The organism is Ferroglobus sp., assembly GCF_015521575.1.
Taxonomy (GTDB): Archaea; Halobacteriota; Archaeoglobi; order Archaeoglobales; family Archaeoglobaceae; genus Ferroglobus.
This window is the reverse complement of sequence record NZ_WANY01000180.1, coordinates 1-2,375: the sequence shown is the minus strand read 5'-3', so window position 1 is coordinate 2,375 and position 2,375 is coordinate 1. Positions and strand designations below refer to the sequence as shown.

Below are 2,375 nucleotides of genomic sequence, written 5' to 3'. Positions count from 1 at the left end.
ATAATAATCTTTGGAAGAGCGAAGAAGCCCGTTTACCTTCTTATAGAAGATGGCAGTGTGGAAATTAAGGATGCATCAGATTTGAAAGGAGCAGGTGTGTTCGAAACAACAGACGTTCTTAAGGAGAGACACGAGGACGTTAAGGTTGCCGCCGTTGGACCTGCTGCAGAAAACGGGGTTCTTTACGGTTCAATTATCTTCGATTACTGGGACGCAGCCGGAAGGAGTGGAATGGGAACTGTTATGGCTTCGAAAAACCTGAAAGCTATAGCAGTGAAGGGTAGCGGATCCCTTGAGGTTGCAGATCCGGAAAGATACTACGAAGTCGTGAGAGAAGGTTGGCTGGCTTTAATGAACGACCTTGGATTCCAAACTCAAGAGCATTCTGTCCTTGGAACTGCAGTTTGCGTTGGTTGGGGTAACGCTCAAGGATGGCTTCCTACAAGGAACTTCAGAGAATCTTATTTTGAGGAAGCAGATAAGATAAGCGGAGAAGTTTTCAGAGACAGGTATTCGGTTAAAGATTCTCCTATTCCTGCTGGAAGAGCTTGCATGTCTTGTCCTAATAGGTGCAAGCGTTATGGAGTGATAAGAAGTGGTAAGTACGCTGGAACAAGAGGAAACATCGAATACGAAGCTATAGCTGCTTTTGGAAGCAAGTGCGGAGTTAGCGACTTCGATGCTGTTTTCCACGCGAACATGCTCGTAAACGATTACGGAATGGACGCCGTTTCCACGGGAAACATGATCGCTACATTCATGGAACTCAGAGAAGAGGGAATTATAGACGAGAAGTTTTTGGATGGCCTGGATCTTAGATTTGGGAATGCCGATGCGATGATCGAAGCCATACACAAAATTGCCAAGAGAGAAGGAAAGATCGGTGAGCTTGGTGCTCTTGGTTCATATTTAGCCACGAAAGCCATTGGAGATAAGGCAGTTTATTACACCTCCAACATCAAGGGGATGGATTCGATCGCATGCGATCCGAGGGCAGCTAAAGGTTTCGGTTTCGCTTTTGCCGTTGCAAGCAGGGGTTCAGACCATCTCAGAGCTCATCCGGTTTTCGAGATGCTGAAGTTTCCGCCAGAAGTTGGAAAAGAACTTTTTGGTAGTCCAGAGGCAGTTGATTTAAGAAAATACGGTGGAAAACCAGAAATGGTCGCCTGGCACGAGGAACTGGCTGCGATAACCGACTCGATCGGGTCTTGCCGCTTCATGCACGCAAGCTATTATATTCAGTATCCAGTTCCAGAACTTCTGCACAAATACCTAAAGCTTGGAGGAGAGGTTTACTCTTTAAAGTACCACGAATGGATATCAGCCGCCACGGGATGGGAGATAAGTTACGAGGAGATGTTGAGAATAGGAAAGAGAATAATTACCGTCGAGAGAGCTTTCAATACAAGAAGAGGAATTAGGAGAAAGGACGATACTCTGCCAGAGAGATTCTTCAAGGAGAAAATTCCAAAAGGTCCAGCCAAAGGAGAAGTTTACTCGAAAGAGGTTTTCGAGAAAATGCTCGATCGCTATTACGAGATCAGAGGATGGGATAAAGAGACCGGATTGATAAAGAGGGAAACTCTTGAGACTCTTGAACTGCACGATGTTTTGAACGTCCTTGAAAAGGAGGGGTTGGTGGTATAAATGCCCCTCTGTAAGGCTTGCAAGAAAAGAATAGACTTATCCAAGCCGAACGTTTACGTTAACATTTGCAGGAAGTGCAGAAAAACGTTTTGCGACCTTCACTTCGACAAAACAAAGAAGCTTTGCGCATTCTGTTTGGGAGTGAAACCAGAAGAGATGGAAGCAAGAAAGGGGGCGAAACTATCTTTCATAAGGAGGTGATAATCAAATTGATCGTTTTTGTAAAATTTCTCGGATATTTTTCTCAAATTACCGGAAAAAGAGAGGAGAAAGTTTCTCTTGACAGGGGAGCGACGGTTGAAGTTTTGTTAAACAGCCTTGCGAAAAAATACGGAAAAAGGTTCGAAGAAGCCCTATCTTCAAGAGCGTTTAGAAGTGCGGTAATTCTTGTCAACGGAGAACAGGTAGACGTTAGCAGAAAGCTAAATCACGGGGATCGTATTGTTATTTCTTTTCCGATGGGTGGGGGATAAGATTTCAAGAGTTTTAAAACGATTTTCAGATTACTTCTTCCTCCTCCTTCTCCAGTATGGTTTGACGTAAACTCTCTTTCCGTTAATCTTGCGGTAATGAGCTTTTACCAACACAAAATCTTCTTTTACAAATTCAACTTCTTTTGCTCTCGCTATAACTCCTCTATCTTCTTCAATCGCCTTTTCAAGTAGTTCTTCAAGACGTTTCATCTCTTTATCGTCCATTGTTTCAACCTTCTCTTTTCTTCTTATAAT

General features: G+C 43.6%; 4 protein-coding genes. 3 read left to right on the top strand and 1 reads right to left on the bottom strand.

Translation table 11 applies throughout. The annotated features are described in order from the left end of the window. From F7C14_RS07285 to F7C14_RS07275, 3 genes are all read left to right on the top strand, one after another. Positions 1–1,647: aldehyde ferredoxin oxidoreductase family protein (locus F7C14_RS07285; RefSeq protein ID WP_290901403.1), on the top strand; the 1,647-nt coding region annotated here is incomplete at its 5' end. After that, the gene (locus F7C14_RS07280; RefSeq protein ID WP_290901402.1) at positions 1,648–1,848 is read left to right on the top strand and encodes a hypothetical protein; all 201 of its coding nucleotides are present in this window, start codon (positions 1,648–1,650) and stop codon (positions 1,846–1,848) included. Between the two features lie 8 nt (positions 1,849–1,856). Next, positions 1,857–2,120: a MoaD/ThiS family protein gene (locus F7C14_RS07275; RefSeq protein WP_290901401.1), complete on the top strand. Its 264-nt coding sequence runs from the start codon at positions 1,857–1,859 to the stop codon at positions 2,118–2,120. A gap of 30 nt (positions 2,121–2,150) precedes the next feature. On the opposite strand, the gene F7C14_RS07270 is transcribed toward F7C14_RS07275, so the two are convergent. Beyond that, the coding region (locus F7C14_RS07270; protein WP_290901400.1) for a hypothetical protein at positions 2,151–2,375 on the bottom strand (225 nt) is incomplete at its 5' end.

Bases quoted from the DNA above. Each gene is read 5' to 3' on its own strand.
- F7C14_RS07280 (WP_290901402.1), top strand. From the start codon at position 1,648: ATGCCCCTCTGTAAGGCTTGCAAGAAAAGAATAGACTTATCCAAGCCG.